Origin of the sequence: Roseovarius nubinhibens ISM (genome assembly GCF_000152625.1) — a bacterium.
Classification (GTDB): Bacteria; Pseudomonadota; Alphaproteobacteria; order Rhodobacterales; family Rhodobacteraceae; genus Roseovarius; species Roseovarius nubinhibens.
The window spans coordinates 235030-250752 of record NZ_CH724156.1; the positions used below are offsets into that span (position 1 = coordinate 235030).

The following is a 15723-nucleotide window of genomic DNA, read 5'->3' on the forward strand; positions in this document are numbered from 1 at the left end:
ATCAAATCCCTCTCGGGCCGCACGCGCCTTTCTGTGTTTGACTGTGTCGGTCGCGACCGAATCCATAGAAGCACCGATGTCCTGAAACGGGGGGCAGGCTCAGCCTACGTCAGGCGAGGTTATCAACCTCTTAATCGGCGACGTTTTCCCCGGCAGCCTGCAGCCCGCCCGCCACTGGAAAACTCACGAGAAAACCGCCGCCCTGCGGCTTGGGCAGGCAGACAATCTCGCCCCGCAGCCGCGTCATGATCTCGCGACAGATCGCCAGCCCGAGCCCCGCGCCGCCGGCCTTGGTTTCGCCGACCCGCACGAACTTCTCGAAGATAATGCTCTGAAGCTCCTCCGGCACGCCCGTCCCATTGTCGGCAAAGACCACCTCCACGGTGTCGTCCCGCTGCGTGACGTCGATCCGCAGCTCGGGCTGCGGCGCATCGCAATATTTCCGGCAATTGGCGATCAGGTTGATGAACACCTGCACCAGCCGGTCGAGATCAGTGTCCACCACGATATCTTCGCGCGCCGCCTCCCGCAGGATGCGCAGCCGCGCGTCGAGCCCGCCGGTCGCGTCAATCGCCCGGTCAAGCAGATCGCCCAGACGCGCACGCCCGGGGTTCAAAACGACCGTTCCGCTTTCCAACACGCTCAGATCCAGCAGATCGTCGAGCAGCCGGGTCAGCCGCAGCGTCTCGTCATGAATGATCCCCGCGTATTTCGCCTGCGCCCCGGCATCGAGGCCCTGAGTGTCGCGCAAGATCTCGGAAAACGACCGGATCGAGGTCATCGGCGTGCGGAGCTCATGGCTGATCTGGCTCAGAAACGCATCCTTTTGCACCGACAACTTGGTGAGCTTGTCATTCACCTCGCGCAGCTGGCGGGCGGTGTCGGCCAGCTCATTGGATTTCGCTTCGAGCTGCGAGGAATATTCCATGATCTGCGCCGTCTCATCGGCCACGGCCAACAGATCCTCGACCGACACATTCGCGCCGCCGATGATCTGGGAAATCATCGCATGGGCCGTCGCCGCGCCGACCGAGCCCGACAGCTCACGTTCCAGAAGTTCGATGAATTCGGGCGACGGCTCTGGCAAAAACCCCGGCAGCCCCTGAAGCTGTGCCGACCGCGCAAAGAGCTTGCGCGCCTCGTCCGGCCCCATGATCCGCTGCGCCATGATCAACAGGTCTTCGCTCTGCGCCATGCCCGCGTTCCAGCCCCCCGAGGTGCCGGAATGGTCAAAGATATTCACAAACTGCGCGCCCTGCAGACGCTCCACCGGTGTCGGAAAGCTCAGCAGCGACACCCCGACAAAACCCGCCACGTTGAGAGACAGGCTCCACAGCACCGCATGCACCACATTGTCGATCCCCTCGGTCCCAAAGAGCGCATAGGGCCGCAGCCAGCCGATGCCCCAAGGCCCCGCCTGCATCACCTCCGCCGAGATCAGCACATCTGGCCCAAAGCTCGGCAGGAACAGGCAATAGGCCCAAGTGACAAAGCCGATCGAGACCCCCGCCAGCGCCCCGCTGCGCGTCGCACCCCGCCAGATGAGCCCACCCAGCAGCGCGGGCAGGAACTGCGCCACCCCGACAAAGGCGATGAGCCCGATGGCCGCCAGCGCCGTGCCGCCGCCTGAGAGACGGAAATAGAGATAGCCAAGGAAGACCACCGCAGCGATAGACAGACGCCGCGCCAAGAGCGCCACGCTGCGCACATCCCCCGACATCATCGCCGTGCCACCCGTCATCCGAAGCCAAACCGGCATCACGATATGGTTCGACACCATGGTTGATAGGGCAATCGCCGCCACGATCACCATCGAGGTGGCCGAGGAAAACCCGCCGAGAAAGCTAAAGATCGCCAGCCCGTCCTGCCCATGCATCAGGGGCAGTGTCAGAACAAAGAGATCCGGGTTGCTGTCCTCGGGCAGCAGGTCGAGCCCCATCACCGCAATCGGGATCACGAACAGGCTCATCAGCATCAGATATGTGGGAAAGGCCCAGGCGGCGGTGCGCAGATGGCTCTCATCCTGGTTCTCGACCACCATGACCTGAAACATCCGCGGCAGGCACAGAAACGCCGCCGCTGACAGCATGGTCAGCCCGATCCAGCGGCTGTTGCTCACCTCCCACCGCGCGATATCCGACGCATCCACCCGCGCCAGAATATCCGCCGGTCCGCCGCCGAGGCCCCAGACCACAAACACCCCGACTGCCAGAAGCGCGCAGAGCTTGATCACCGCCTCCACCGCAATCGCCATGACAACCCCGTGATGCCGTTCGTTCACATCGAGATTCCGCGTCCCAAAGAGCACGGTAAAAAGCGCCAGCCCCGCCGCGATCAGAAACCCGGTGGTCCCGGTCTCGCTCACCTGATCCCCCGGCAGATCGACCTGCGCAAAGGCGTTGATCGACAGGGTCACCGATTGCAGCTGCAAGGCGATATAAGGCGTCGTGCCGATGACCGCGATCAAGGTGACAATCACCGCCAGCAGGTTCGACTTGCCATAGCGCGAAGAGATCATGTCGGCGATCGAGGTGATGCGCTGACTGCGCCCGATCCGCACCATCTTGCGCAGCAATCCCCACCAGCCGATCATCACCAATGTCGGCCCGAGATAGATGGTCACGAACTCAAGCCCCGAGCGCGCCGCAAACCCGACCGCCCCGTAAAAGGTCCAGGCCGTGCAATAGATCGACAGCGACAATGTATAGACGATGGGCGAGCGGAGCCACGCGCCGCGTCCCCGCCGCGCCGCACGGTCGGCGGCAAAGGCCACGCTAAAGAGAAACACAACATAGCCAAGGCAGACTGCGATCAGCAGGTTGAGAATGCTCATGTCACCTGCTCGGGTTTTGCCTCTTCAGAGCCATCAGCGCCGTCGTCGCCCTCGCCCGCCGCATCTGCGCGCAACCGCCACGCCACCAGCCCCGACAGGATGCAAAGCAGCGCCCAGGTCAGAAACACATAGATCAAGGCCCGCGTCGTCGGCGTTTCCTGCCAGAAAATCGGCAGACCAAAGAGCCCGGCCCCGAGCACCGGCAACAGCCGCGCCGCATCGCCAAGCCGCCGCCGCCGATAGGTTTGCCGCTCGGCATAGATCGGGTCTTTGGCCTGCGTCATGGCATCAGCAGATCCCGCACCGCCTGCAACACATCCGCATTGGAAAAAGGTTTGCTCATGTAACGGCTTGCGCCAAGCTTCTCAGCCATTTCCCGGTCGCGCGTCTGGCCTCTGGCCGTCAGCATGAGCACCGGCAGGCCTTGGGTCTGGTCGTCATTGCGCAGGTCTTGCAGGATGTCATAGCCACTGCGCCCCGGCAGCATCACGTCGAGGACCAGCACATCGGGCGCTTCGCGCCGCACGACATCGACCGCGTCCACCCCGTTGGAATGGCTCTTCACCGTCAGCCCGTCGCGCGAAAGAATAAAGCCGATCGCCTCGGTGATGTTCGGCTCATCCTCTATCAGAAGTACCTTCGCCCCCATTCAACCGGCCTCCCCTCCGATCAAAACCATTGCCTCGCACTATCACCATTGCCCTGCCCGCTGTCAAAACTCCTTTGCCGCCCCCCGGTCTGCCGGGTTTTGCAGCAGCGACGGCTCGCGCCGCGCGGCGCATCCCGCGACGGGGCAGACACGGCAGGTCATCCCCACCTGTCGTGCCGGTTCCGAGGGCGTGGCGTCGCCCCGCTCGGCGGGTACGAGGATCATCTGCGCCCGGTGCAGCGCCGGCTGGCCATATTGCGCCGCCGGGATCATCTCGCCATGGGCATAGGCCAGCAAGTGCCGCGCCTCCTGCCCGGCCTGCTGGATCTCGACCCGGATCACCGCCCCCGGCTGCCCCAAGGCCAGATAGAGCGGCCAGCGCGGGCAGCCGCCCGAGCCGCGCGGCATGGCAAAGCCCGCAATGGCCCGCCGCGACAGGATCGCCCCCGCGCCGTCACAGCTCAGATAACCGAGCTCTCCAATCACCTCCTGCGGCAGATGCGACAGGCGGCGCATCACCCGCGCGACCGGCTGATCGAGATGCTGCGCCAAGCGCAAAACATCCGTGCCCTGATCCGCCACTGCCGCCGCAATCTCTGCCAATGGCAGCGCCTCGGCCTCCTGTGCATAGTGGCCGAGCCGCTCGCGGGCCATGGCGCGCGCCTGCTCGGACACCAGAACATCGCTCGCACCGATCAGCTCCGCCACAGCCCCGGCCCCCTGCGCCTCGATCTGAGGGAAATGGTGCCCATGCGCCGCCCAAAACCCATCGACCTCGTCAAGCGGCGTCTGCATCTGACCCGCCTGCCCCACCGGCGCATCGAGATAAGCGACCAGCGCCTCCGCCCCTTGGGCAAGCCGGTCGCTGTCCTCGTTGATATTGCGGTGAAACCTGTGCTGCCACTCGGGCTCGAGCTCGGGCGTCTCCATCAGGATCGAGGCCGAGGAGCGGATCGCGGTCACCATGCTCAGCACCTCATGCAGCCTGCCCGCCAGATCCGGATCATGGGCGAGCCGATCGGTCAGCCGCTGCACCTGCTCTTCGAGCTCCGCCAGCCGCGCCTGATCCTTGGTGATCAGCTCGGCCCAGCCCGGGAACCGCTCGGCCAGCTCGGCCGCCTCCTCCACATCGAGCGCCAGCTCAGGATAGCCCTGCGCCGCCGCCTGCACCCCGGAGACAAGCCCCGCCGCCGCCCCTTGCGTCAAGAGCGCCGGTTCGACCCCCAGCGCCCGCGCCAGCCGCAACACGAGCGAGCCGCCGATTCTGCGCCGGTTGTGTTCGATCAGATTGAGATAGGAGGGCGAAATCTCTGCCGCGCGCGCCAGATCGGTCTGTTTCAACCCCAGCGCCAACCGTCTTTCCCGCACTCTCGTCCCGATCAGCCCGGTTTCCGCTAGGGCAATTTCTGCCATGTTTCCAACCTCTCCATCCCGGGTTTGCGAATTTTTTTACAAAAATCACACCTCGCCTGTCGAAAACTTTACAAAAAAATCCTTACTGGGAAAGCTTTTATTGAGAAATTTTCTTACGCAATGAAATAATGCTTTTGCACAATCGTGCCCATTCACTGCGACATGGAGGAGATGTCGCCGCGGATGGAGATAAAAATTTGGGAGGACTTCATGTCAAAATCGAACTTCACGCGTCGTGGCCTGTTGAAGACCAGCGGCATTGCCGGCGCAGGTCTGGCACTGCCGACGATCTTTACGGCCTCATCGGCCGCAGCCTTTACCAACGAACCCACCGGGAGCACCGTCACCCTCGGCTTTAACGTGCCGCAATCGGGCCCCTATGCCGACGAGGGCGCTGACGAGCTGCGCGCCTACAAGCTCGCGGTCGAACACCTCAACGGTGGCGGCGATGGCGGCATGATGAACACGTTTTCGTCCAAGGTGCTGCAGGGCAATGGCGTCCTCGGCAAGAAGGTCGAGTTTGTCACCGGCGACACCCAGACCAAATCCGACGCGGCCCGTGCCAGCGCCAAATCCATGATCGAAAAAGACGGCGCGGTGATGATCACCGGCGGCTCGTCCTCGGGCGTGGCCATTGCCGTGCAGGGCCTTTGCCAAGAGGCAGGCGTCATCTTCATGGCCGGTCTCACCCACTCGAACGACACCACCGGCAAGGACAAGAAAGCCAACGGCTTCCGCCACTTCTTCAACGGCTACATGTCCGCCGCCGCCCTCGCCCCCGTGCTCGAGAGCATGTATGGCAATGACCGCAAGGCCTATCACCTGACCGCCGACTACACCTGGGGCTGGACCCAGGAGGAATCGATCGCGGCCGCCACCGAGGCCATGGGCTGGGAAACCGTGGAAAAGGTGCGCACACCGCTCGCCGCCACCGACTTCTCGTCCTATATCGGCCCGGTCATGAACTCGGGCGCCGATGTGCTCGTGCTCAACCACTACGGCGGCAACATGGTGAACTCGCTCACCAACGCCGTGCAATTCGGCCTGCGCGACAAGCAGGTGAACGGCAAGAACTTCGAAATCGTCGTGCCGCTCTACTCGCGTCTGATGGCCAAGGGTGCCGGCGAAAACGTCAAGGGCATCCTCGGCTCGACCAACTGGCACTGGTCGCTGACCGATGAAGGCTCGAAAACCTTCGTCAAATCCTTCGGCGAAAAATACGGCTTCCCGCCGAGCCAGGCGGCGCACACCTGCTATGTGCAGACCCTGCTCTATGCGGATGCCGTGGAGCGCGCCGGATCCTTCAACCCCTGCGCCGTCGCCGAAGCCCTTGAGGGCTATGAGTTCGACGGTCTGGGCAACGGTCCGACGCTCTACCGTGCCGAAGATCACCAGTGCTTCAAGGATGTTCTGGTGGTGCGCGGGAAGGAAAACCCGACCAGCGAATTCGACCTTCTCGAAGTGGTCGAGGTCACCCCGCGGGCCCAGGTGGAATACGCACCTGATCACCCGATGTTTGCAGGCGGCAGCCTCGGCTCCTGCAACCCCGGCGCCTGAGCCTAGACCCGGGTGGGCAGCGATGCCCACCCGACCCCAGGACACCGAAAACCCAATTCCTTCCAGCCGTCGGTCTGCGTTGCTTCGCGGGCACGGCACTGGACACTCTTATGCAAGGCGGGGACCATGGACGCCATCCTCCTTCAGATACTCAACGGGCTCGACAAGGGCTCGGCCTATGCGCTCATCGCGCTCGGCCTGACACTCATCTTCGGCACGCTCGGCGTGGTGAACTTTGCGCATGGTGCGCTGTTCATGATCGGGGCGTTTTGCGCGGTGACGCTGCAACGCATCCTGACGCTCAGCACGATCACCATCGACGAGACGCAAAAAGACTTCCTTGGCAATCCGCTCAAGGTCAAAACCCCCTATGTCGAAAGCTGGTTCGGCCCCGAGACCGGGGCGGCGATCATCGACTGGTCCGTGCCGCTGGCCATCCTCTTCGCGATCCCGGTGATGCTGCTCATCGGCTATGTGATGGAGCGCGGGCTGATCAAGCATTTCTACAAGCGCCCCCATGCCGACCAGATCCTCGTGACCTTTGGTCTCGCCATCGTCCTGCAAGAGATCATCAAGGCCTTCTACGGCGCCAACCCGATCCCCACCGGCGCCCCCGCCGCCTTTCGCGGGTCGTTCGATTTCGGCTCGATGTTCGGCTTTGATCCCAACACGATCATCTACCCCTATTGGCGCATGGTCTATTTCGCTTTTGCTGCGGTGATCATCGGCGGCGTCTTTGCCTTCCTGCGCTACACGACCTTCGGGATGGTGGTGCGTGCCGGCATGGCCGACCGCGAGACCGTGGAACTTCTCGGCATCAACATCGACCGCCGCTTTACCATCATGTTCGGCGTCGCCGCCGCGGTGGCAGGGCTCGCAGGCGTCATGTACGCCCCGATCAATTCACCCAATTACCACATGGGCATGGATTTTCTGGTGCTGAGCTTCGTGGTGGTCGTCGTCGGCGGCATGGGCAGCCTGCCCGGCGCCGTTCTCGCCGGGTTCCTGCTCGGCATTCTCGAGGCCTTTGCCTCGATGAACGAGATCAAGGCGATCTTTCCCGGCATCGACCAGATCATCATCTATCTCGTCGCCATCATCATCATTCTCACCCGTCCCCGTGGCCTCATGGGCCGCCCCGGCGTGATGGAGGAATAATCCATGTTCGGACTGAACCAAAAAGACACCCGCCTGTTCCTCATCGTGGCTGCGATGACATTGCTGGCGCCTTTCATCCTCAACCCCTTCCCCGAAGGCACCGCGATGGCGCAGATGTTCAACGCGGGCTACCCCGACCTGATGCAGCGTTTCGTGATCTTCGGCATCCTGGTCATCGGCTTCAACATCCTCTTTGGCCTCACCGGCTATCTGTCCTTTGGTCACGCGGCCTTTCTCGGCGTGGGCTCATATGCGGCGGTCTGGATGTTCAAGCTGGTGGGCATGAATGTCGTGCCTGCGATCCTGCTGTCGATGGTGGTGGCCGGGCTCTTCGCGCTGCTCATCGGCTATGTGAGCCTGCGCCGCTCGGGCATCTATTTCTCGATCCTGACGCTGGCCTTCGCCCAGATGTCCTACAACCTCGCCTATTCGGTGCTCGGCAATCCGGCGTCGAACTTTAACCTGACCAATGGCGAAACCGGCCTGCAGCTGCTGCTCGACGACCCGCGTGTGCTGGGCGAGAGCGTGACGGCGGATGGCTCGATCCCGGTGACCAATTTCTTTGGCATCGCCATGCGCGACAGCTTCAACCTCGAGATCGGCGGCTGGCTCTTTACCTTTAACGCGGGCTACTACCTCGCCGGGATCATCATGCTGATCTCCTTCTACATCTCGATCCGCATCTTCCGCTCGCCCTTTGGCATGATGCTGCGCGCGGTGAAGTCGAACCAGCAGCGGATGAACTACACCGGCCTGTCGAGCCGCCCCTACACGCTCGCGGCCTTTGTCATCTCGGGCATCTATGCCGGGCTTGCCGGCGGCTTGCTGAGCTCGATGGACCCGCTTGCGGGCGCCGAGCGGATGCACTGGACCGCCAGCGGCGAGATCGTGATCATGGCGATCCTCGGCGGTGTCGGCACGCTCATCGGGCCGATCCTCGGCGCGGGCTTCAACGAATACTTCAAGAACATCCTGAGCAAGATCAACGACGAGGTGCTGCACCAATGGCTGTCCTTCATGCCCGATGGGCTTGAGAACGCCTTTGTCGGCGTGCTGCATTTCTTCGTGGGCAAAGGCTGGCACCTGTCGCTTGGCCTGTTGTTCATGATGGTGATCATCTTCCTGCCCGGTGGGCTGGTCGAAGGCGGTCAACGTCTGGCGCGGCTCTTCCGCCGCCGTCGTCCGAGCGACGACGACAGCCAGAAATCCGCGCAATCCACCCCGGCGGAATGAGGAGAGTGTGATGGGAATCCTAGAGGTCAAAAACGTCAACAAACGCTTCGGCGGGCTGCAAGCCCTCGGCGACGTGAACCTGAGCGTGGCGGAAAACACCGTCCATGCCATCATCGGCCCCAACGGGGCGGGCAAATCCACCCTGCTCAACTGCCTGATCGGCAAGCTCATCCCCGACACCGGCAGCGTGCTCTTCGACGGCGAATCCGTGCTCGGGCGCAAACCCTTTGAGATCTGTCAGATGGGGATCAGCCGAGTCTTTCAAACGCCTGAAATCTTTGGCGAACTCTCGGTGCTCGAAAACATGATGATCCCGATTTTCGCCAAGCGCGACGGCGCCTTCCGGATGCAGGCCCTGTCCAGCACGGCGGGCGAGCGGGACGTTCTCGAACAGGCGGAACATATGCTCGAAAGCCTCAACATGGCCGACAAGCGGCATATGCATTCCGCCGCCATGAGCCGGGGCGACAAGCGCCGCCTCGAAATCGGCATGTGCCTGAGCCAGAACCCCCGCCTCCTGCTGCTGGACGAGCCCACCGCCGGCATGGCGCGGGCCGACACCAACAACACCATCGACCTGCTCAAGCAGATCAAGGACGAGCGCGACATCACCATCGCCATCATCGAACATGATATGCATGTGGTCTTTAGCCTCGCCGAACGCATCACCGTGCTGGCCCAGGGCTCGCCGCTGGTCGAGGACACGCCGGAAAAGATCAAGGGCCACCCCAAGGTGCGCGAAGCCTATCTCGGCGAAACCGCCTGAGCCGGGTCAAAGGAGAGATCAAAGATGAACGTCAAACCCGACATCGCCCACAATGGCAACCACGCCGAAACCGCGCCTGCCTATCTCTCGGTCTGGGATCTTCAGGCCTATTACGGCGAGAGCTATATCGTCCAAGGCATCAGCTTTAACGTCCATGAAGGCGAGATCCTCGCCCTTCTGGGCCGCAATGGCGCGGGCAAGACCACGACGCTGCGCTCGATCGCGCGGATGGCCAACCCTCAGCTGCATCGCGGCGAAATCTGGCTCGACCATCAGCCGCTGCACAATATGACCGCCCATCAGGCGGCGCAGGCGGGCATCGGTCTCGTGCCCGAGGACCGCCGCATCATCCCCGGCCTCACCGTCGAGGAAAATCTCGAACTGGCCCAGATCGCCCCGCCGGTGGGCTGGTCGCTCGACCGGCTTTACGATCTCTTCCCGCGCCTCGCCGAACGGCGCAAACAAGAGGGCGTGACCCTGTCGGGCGGCGAACAGCAGATGCTCGCCGTGGCACGGGCGCTGGCGCGGGACATCAAGGTGCTGCTTCTGGACGAGCCTTATGAAGGCCTCGCGCCGGTGATCGTCGACGAGATCGAAAAGACGCTCGACGTGATCAAACAGCAAGGCATCACCACGGTGATCGTCGAACAGAACGCGGTGCGCGCGCTCGAATTGTCAGATCGTGCCGTGATCCTCGACACCGGCGGCATCGTCTTTGACGGCACCGCGCGCGAGGTTCTCGACAATGCCGAACTGCGGGCGGAGTATCTCGCGATCTAGAGTGTCATTTCCACGCGATGCAAAATCTTCTCGGGGTGCTTGTGGATTAGGCAAAGCCCCGTCAAGATCGCCCAAAAATATAACCAATGTCTTAAGAGGGGGTCCGACATGTCCGACACCATTCACCCGCCATCCGCCGAATTCGCGGAAAATGCCCATATCGACGCCGCGAGATACCGGGCGCTCTATGACGCCTCGCTGCGCGATCCAGAGGCATTCTGGCAGGAACACGGACAGCGTATCGACTGGATCAAACCCTTCACCAAGGTGAAGGACGTCAATTTCGATCTCGGCAATGTCTCGATCAAATGGTTCGAGGATGGCACGCTCAACGTTGCCGCCAATTGTATCGACCGCCATCTCGCCAGCCGCGGCGATCAGACCGCGATCATCTGGGAACCCGACAGCCCGGATGAAGAGGCGCTGCATATCTCCTACCGTGAACTCCACGCGCGCACCTGCAAAATGGCCAATGCGCTCAAGGAGTTGGGCGTCACCCGTGGCGACCGTGTGGTGCTCTATATGCCGATGATCCCCGAAGCCGCCTATGCGATGCTCGCCTGTGCGCGGATCGGGGCCATTCATTCGGTGGTCTTCGGCGGGTTTTCCTCCGACGCGCTCGCGGCGCGGGTCAACGGATCGGAGGCCAAGGTCGTGGTCACCGCCGACGAAGCCCCGCGCGGCGGCCGCAACACGCCGCTCAAGACCAATGCCGACAAGGCGCTCGACGGGGTTTCGCATGACTGCAAGCTGCTCGTGGTACAGCGCACCGGCGGCGACATTCCGATGCAAGAGGGCCGCGACCACTGGCTGCATGATCTCGAGGCCAAGGTGGCCGACGACTGCCCGCCCGAGGAAATGAACGCCGAGGACCCGCTTTTCATCCTCTACACCTCCGGCTCGACCGGCGCGCCCAAGGGTGTGGTGCATACCTCCGGCGGCTATCTCACCTGGGCGTCGATGACCCATGAGCTGGTGTTCGATTACCACGATGGCGACATCTACTGGTGCACGGCGGATGTCGGCTGGGTCACCGGTCACAGCTATATCGTCTATGGCCCGCTGGCCAATGGCGCGACGACGCTGATGTTCGAAGGCGTGCCGACCTACCCGGATGCCTCGCGCTTCTGGCAGGTCTGCGAAAAGCACAAGGTCAACCAGTTCTACACCGCCCCCACCGCGATCCGCGCCCTGATGGGCAAGGGGCGAGAGTTCGTCGACAGATGCGATCTCTCGTCGCTCAAGCTCTTGGGCACGGTGGGCGAGCCGATCAACCCCGAGGCCTGGAACTGGTATAATGATGTGGTGGGCCAAGGCCGCTGCCCCATCGTCGACACTTGGTGGCAGACCGAAACCGGCGGTCACCTGATGACCCCCCTGCCCGGCGCCACCGCCACCAAACCGGGGTCCTGCACCACGCCCTTCTTCGGGGTCGAACCGGTCGTGCTCGACGCGCAATCGGGCGAGGAAATCACCAGCACCGAGGCCGAGGGCGTGCTCTGCATCAAGTCGAGCTGGCCGGGTCAGATGCGCAGTGTCTGGGGCGATCACGAGCGGTTTGAGAAGACCTACTTCTCTGATTACAAAGGCTATTACTTCACCGGCGATGGCTGCCGCCGCGACAAGGATGGCTATTACTGGATCACCGGCCGGGTCGATGACGTGATCAACGTCTCGGGCCACCGCATGGGCACCGCCGAGGTCGAGAGCGCGCTCGTGGCCCATCCCAAGGTCTCGGAGGCGGCGGTCGTCGGCTATCCGCATGACGTCAAGGGACAGGGCATCTATTGCTATGTCACGCTGATGGCGGGCGAGGAATATACCGACGATCTGCGCAAGGAGCTGCGCGACTGGGTGCGCAAGGAAATCGGGCCCATCGCGTCGCCGGATCTCATCCAATGGGCGCCGGGCCTGCCCAAGACCCGCTCGGGCAAGATCATGCGCCGCATTCTGCGCAAGATCGCCGAGGATGATTTCGGCAGTCTTGGCGACACCTCGACCCTGGCCGAGCCCGCCGTGGTCGACGATCTCATCGAAAACCGGATGAATCGCAGCTAAAAACTCTGCCGCCATTCCAACGGCTTGCCCCGCGTCACCCTGTGATGCGGGGCGTTTTGCGACACGCTGTCGCAAAGTCACAAGACGCCGGCCCCCGCGCGCGGCGAGGTTGGGCCTGTCGCCAATTACAGGAGACAGCCATGGCCGTCATGTCAGACACCGCGTTTCAGCCCTCGTCGCGTCCGCTCGAGGGGATGACCTGTCTCATGATCGGTATGGTGTTCTTTGTGGTCCAGGACGCGCTGATGAAGACGCTGCTGGCGACCTATCCGGTCTGGATGCTGATCGGGGCGCGGGCGACGATCAGCGTGATGATCCTGGTGCCGCTCATCCTCTATCTGGGCAGGCCGCATCGGCTCTGGACGCCGCTCTGGCCCTTGCATCTGATCCGGGCCACGCTGTTTGCGGTGGGCTTTTGCCTGTTTTACACGGCTTTTCCCTTTATGGGGCTGGCGGAGGTCACCACGATCTTCTTCTCCGCGCCTCTGATGACCGCGCTTCTCGCCGCCGTTTTCCTACGCGAAACCATAGGCTTGCAGCGTGGGCTTGCGCTGGTCATCGGGTTTATCGGCGTGCTCATCGCGATGCGGCCCGGGGGCGCGACCTTTCAATGGGTGGCGGTGCTGCCGCTGATCTGTGCCTTTACCTATGCGCTGTCACAGATCGTGGCGCGCAAGATCGGCGACCGGGAAAGCACGCTGACCGTCGGGCTCTATACGCTCGCGCCCTCTGGGCCGATCGTGGCGCTGCTCGGCTGGTCGGTGAACCAAGTCTTTGATTTCGGGCCGGAATTCGCGCATTTGCGGTTCGAGTTTCCGATCCCGGATGGCAGCGGCATCCTGTGGCTCGCGGCGATCGCGGGGGCTGGGATGATGGGCTATATCCTCAATTCCCGGGCCTATCAGGTCGCCCCGGCAAGCCTGATGGCGCCCTTTGACTATTCCTACCTGCCGATGGCGGCGGTGCTCGGCTATCTCCTCTGGGGCGAGGTGCCGCCGGTCAATACGGTGGTGGGCATGGCGCTCATTGTGGCGAGCGGGGTGTTCATCGGCTACCGCGAAATCCAGACGGCGCGGCGGGCCAAGGCGGTGCATATCGCGCCGACCGCGCCCTTTGTGGTGGACAGTCCGGACGTCTGAAATCGGCCAAAATGCCATGTCGGTATCCTGTCGGTATTCCGACTGTATGACGACAGTGCGTATTTTACGCGCCCCGTGACGGCCCTGACGCCCCGGTTTCCGGCCGCGCCCCCGCCCCGCGCAGCAAAAGCGCCAGAATATCCGACCGGGTGAGAATGCCGCTCAGCCGCCCTGCCGCATCGGTGAGCAGCACGGATTGCACATCGCCCTCGGCCATCCGGTTGAGCACCCGCCCCACCGGCCAGTCCTGCGGCACCGAGACCGGCACCGGGCGCATGATCCGGCCCGCGTTGAGACGGCTCTGAAGCGCCGCTGGGCGCATCGGCCCCATGCCGCGCTGACGGGTCAGACCGTCGATGAGATCGGCCTGCTGCACCAGCCCCTGCGCCACGCCATCCGCCCCCACCACCGGCAGGCTCTTGATGCCGTGGTCGCGCATCATCCGCGCCACATCGCGCAGCCGCGCCTCGGGCGTCACCCGCAATGGAGTGCGCGTCATGATCTCGGCACAGCGCGTGCCGTCGAACCGGTGCTCGGCCGCCTCGCGTTCCGCCGCCGCGAGGATACGCCCGAGATCAGCCACCCCGAGGTTGGCGCTTTGGTGGAACTCGTCGAGCAGCGCCTCGAGCTCTTCAGTGCCAAGGCCCAGCCGGGGCTGCGCCTCCGCCGGCGCGCTCGCCGGTGGCGGTGGCAGGCGGAACGGGTAGACCCGGCCCGAGAAGCGGTGAAACACCACCCCGGCCAGCACCAATATCGCGGTACTGAGCCCGATGGGCATCAGCACATAGAGCGGCCCTGCGCCAAGCGCCGCCTCGGGGGCCAGCACGGTCAAGAGCGCCACCGCGCCGCCCGGCGGGTGCAGCGAGCGTGTGAGCATCATCATGGCAATCGCGCCGCCCACGGCGAGCGCCGGTTGCCAGGGACCGGCGGGCGTGAGCCAGAGCACCACAAGCGCCAGCGCCGCCGAGATCATATTGCCGATGAGCGCCGACCAGGGCTGGGCCAGCGGCGCGTTGGGCACGCAAAAGACCAAAACCGCCGTCGCGCCGAGCGGCGCCACGAGGTAAAGCCCCGCCTCCGCAGGCCAGATCAGCACCATGAGCGCACAGGCCAAGAGCCCAAGCGCCGCGCCAAGGCTCGCCCGCCACAGATCGCCGCGATGCGGCCAAGGCAGCGCCGGGCCAAAACCCGCCATCCGCTGCCGCAGCCGTTCCGTTCCTCGTTGCATCCGTCCTGTCCCTTTGCCCAACGCCTTGGCCCCATCCCTAGGGCTGCCGCCAGATATGGGAACCATAGCCCCGCGGCAAAAGCCGAAACCTATCGCCTGCGACAGCATGGCACGCGGTCGCGGCCTCTTCCCCCGCGCGGCGGTGCAAGGCATAAGGAGGCATGGACAGCCTCAACGATATCGCCTTTACCCATGCGCCCACCGGGCTTGTCGTGTTGGAAAACCGGATCATCCGGCTGTGCAATCTGCAATTTGCCCGCACCTTCATCGGCACGCCCGCCGATTTCATCAACATCCCGCTGGCGCATTACTACCCCTCGATCGAGGATTACCGCCGCATCGGCGAACGCAGCCTCGAGGCGATGCAGCGCACCGGGCGCTATAATGACGAACGGATCATGAAGCGCAGCGATGGCAGCCTGTTCTGGTGCCGGGTGCGCGGCCAGTCGGTGACCCCGGATGACCCGTTCCGGCGCGGCGTGTGGTCCTTTGCCGATCTGTCAGAGGAGCGGCCCATCGTGGCGCTCACCCAACGCGAGCGCGAGATCGCCATTCTCACCGCGCGCGGCATGACCTCCAAGGAGGTAGGGCTTGAACTGGGGCTGAGCTATCGCACGATCGAAGTGTACCGCGCCCGGCTCTTGAAGAAATTCAGCGCCCGCAATCTCGCCGAACTGGTCGCCAAGCTGAGCGGAATGCCGCATTAGGCACAGGGCGCGGGCCATCGCGCCCTGGCCCGCAATCGGCAGCAAACTGCCCTTGCGTCAGCAAAATTCCCCGTCCCCCTCGCAATTGCCTGCCATTATTCCCAGTTTTACGCATAGAACGGCGCTTTCATCGCTGTGCAGCTTGCCGTATAAGCGGCGAAAACAAAGCAAGAGCACCGGGCCGGGCCTCCCCCCGGCACCG

General features: G+C 63.5%; 13 protein-coding genes. 8 read left to right on the forward strand and 5 right to left on the reverse strand.

What is annotated here, in order from left to right:
* Positions 1-130: 130 nt before the first annotated feature.
* The 4 genes from ISM_RS01220 to ISM_RS01235 all read right to left on the reverse strand — a co-directional run bounded on the left by ISM_RS01220 (position 131) and on the right by ISM_RS01235 (position 4850).
* Positions 131-2833 carry an ATP-binding protein gene (locus ISM_RS01220; protein WP_009812269.1) on the reverse strand — a complete coding sequence of 901 codons (2703 nt, stop codon included), beginning with the start codon at positions 2831-2833 and terminating at the stop codon, positions 131-133.
* The gene (locus tag ISM_RS01225) at positions 2830-3117 is read right to left on the reverse strand and encodes a hypothetical protein (protein ID WP_009812270.1); all 288 of its coding nucleotides are present in this window, start codon (positions 3115-3117) and stop codon (positions 2830-2832) included. Before ISM_RS01225 ends, ISM_RS01220 begins: the two co-directional genes overlap by 4 nt.
* Positions 3114-3482: a response regulator transcription factor gene (locus ISM_RS01230; protein ID WP_009812271.1), complete on the reverse strand. Its 369-nt coding sequence runs from the start codon at positions 3480-3482 to the stop codon at positions 3114-3116. The genes ISM_RS01225 and ISM_RS01230 overlap by 4 nt, the downstream gene beginning before the upstream one ends.
* 63 nt (positions 3483-3545) lie before the next feature.
* Entirely contained in the window at positions 3546-4850 is a 1305-nt protein-coding gene (locus ISM_RS01235; RefSeq protein WP_050754092.1) for an XRE family transcriptional regulator, read from the reverse strand.
* A gap of 255 nt (positions 4851-5105) precedes the next feature.
* Between ISM_RS01235 and ISM_RS01240 the strand changes: the two genes are divergently transcribed.
* The 7 genes from ISM_RS01240 to ISM_RS01270 all read left to right on the forward strand — a co-directional run bounded on the left by ISM_RS01240 (position 5106) and on the right by ISM_RS01270 (position 13586).
* A complete protein-coding gene (locus ISM_RS01240; RefSeq protein WP_040618226.1) occupies positions 5106-6452 on the forward strand; it encodes a substrate-binding protein in 1347 nt (448 codons plus the stop codon).
* A 126-nt stretch (positions 6453-6578) separates the two neighbouring features.
* Positions 6579-7610, forward strand: coding sequence for a branched-chain amino acid ABC transporter permease (locus ISM_RS01245; RefSeq protein WP_009812274.1), 1032 nt, complete (start codon positions 6579-6581; stop codon positions 7608-7610).
* Positions 7611-7613: 3 nt separating this feature from the next.
* The gene (locus tag ISM_RS01250; protein WP_009812275.1) at positions 7614-8843 is read left to right on the forward strand and encodes a branched-chain amino acid ABC transporter permease; all 1230 of its coding nucleotides are present in this window, start codon (positions 7614-7616) and stop codon (positions 8841-8843) included.
* 10 nt (positions 8844-8853) lie between these two features.
* Entirely contained in the window at positions 8854-9609 is a 756-nt protein-coding gene (locus tag ISM_RS01255; RefSeq protein ID WP_009812276.1) for an ABC transporter ATP-binding protein, read from the forward strand.
* Positions 9610-9633: 24 nt separating this feature from the next.
* Positions 9634-10389 carry an ABC transporter ATP-binding protein gene (locus tag ISM_RS01260; protein ID WP_009812277.1) on the forward strand — a complete coding sequence of 252 codons (756 nt, stop codon included), beginning with the start codon at positions 9634-9636 and terminating at the stop codon, positions 10387-10389.
* Between the two features lie 108 nt (positions 10390-10497).
* Positions 10498-12447 (forward strand): acetate--CoA ligase, encoded by a 1950-nt coding sequence (acs, locus tag ISM_RS01265; RefSeq protein ID WP_009812279.1) that lies wholly within the window; start codon positions 10498-10500, stop codon positions 12445-12447.
* Positions 12448-12587: 140 nt separating this feature from the next.
* Positions 12588-13586 (forward strand): DMT family transporter, encoded by a 999-nt coding sequence (locus ISM_RS01270; RefSeq protein ID WP_009812280.1) that lies wholly within the window; start codon positions 12588-12590, stop codon positions 13584-13586.
* A 64-nt stretch (positions 13587-13650) separates the two neighbouring features.
* On the opposite strand, the gene ISM_RS01275 is transcribed toward ISM_RS01270, so the two are convergent.
* Complete coding sequence (locus ISM_RS01275) at positions 13651-14814, reverse strand: HPP family protein (RefSeq protein ID WP_050754093.1); 1164 nt, start codon at positions 14812-14814, stop codon at positions 13651-13653.
* Positions 14815-14975: 161 nt separating this feature from the next.
* Between ISM_RS01275 and ISM_RS01280 the strand changes: the two genes are divergently transcribed.
* Positions 14976-15521: a LuxR C-terminal-related transcriptional regulator gene (locus ISM_RS01280; RefSeq protein WP_009812282.1), complete on the forward strand. Its 546-nt coding sequence runs from the start codon at positions 14976-14978 to the stop codon at positions 15519-15521.
* The last annotated feature ends 202 nt before the right edge of the window (positions 15522-15723 follow it).